The organism is Shewanella sp. KT0246 (genome assembly GCF_019654955.1).
Lineage (GTDB): Bacteria > Pseudomonadota > Gammaproteobacteria > Enterobacterales > Shewanellaceae > Shewanella > Shewanella goraebulensis.
Genome location: NZ_BPEV01000110.1, coordinates 1 through 681 on the forward strand (window position 1 = coordinate 1; position 681 = coordinate 681).

At 47.0% G+C, this 681-nt stretch carries 1 pseudogene; it reads left to right on the forward strand.

Annotation, left to right across the window (positions count from 1 at the left end):
- Window positions 1-63: 63 nt before the first annotated feature.
- A pseudogene (locus K5Q58_RS20650) lies at window positions 64-681 on the forward strand (AmpG family muropeptide MFS transporter); the annotation flags it as partial.

A 681-nucleotide genomic window follows, 5' to 3' on the forward strand; every position in this document is an offset into this window, starting at 1 on the left:
GCACCGTCCTACGTAAGCTAGTTGAACTCATTGTTATTTCCCTACCTTAGGTGGTTCGCCCCCGTGCATTCTTTCTTTTCGCGTTTTAAAGACGCTGCATCAATTTATTGTCATAAACGGGTTCTTATCCTGTTATTGCTCGGTTTTTCCGCAGGCCTACCGTTAATGTTGGTATTCTCAACGTTGTCGTTCTGGCTTCGGGAAGCTGGTGTTGACCGTACAGCAATTGGTTACTTTAGCTGGATAGCACTAGCTTATGGGTTTAAGTGGGCTTGGTCACCACTTGTCGACAGAATGTCGCTTCCTATATTCACTCGACTATTGGGGCGCCGACGCGGCTGGATGATGTTTGCCCAACTTTTACTTGTAGCAGCGATTGTCGGAATGAGTCAAAGTGACCCGTTAGCAGATCTTGAAAGGCTAGCACTATTTGCGCTAATGGTTGCATTTGCCTCTGCTACACAAGATATTGTTATTGACGCATTTCGGATTGAGTCTGCTCCTGTAAAAATGCAGGCGGCACTTGCCGCCGCTTACCAGGTCGGGTACCGCAGCGCCATGATTGTAGCTACAGCAGGTGCATTAACTATTGCTGCTTGGATAGAGCCCAATAGCGAAGCATACAGTTTAACGTCTTGGCAAACCGCATATATAGTGATGGCAGGACTTATGTCTATTGGT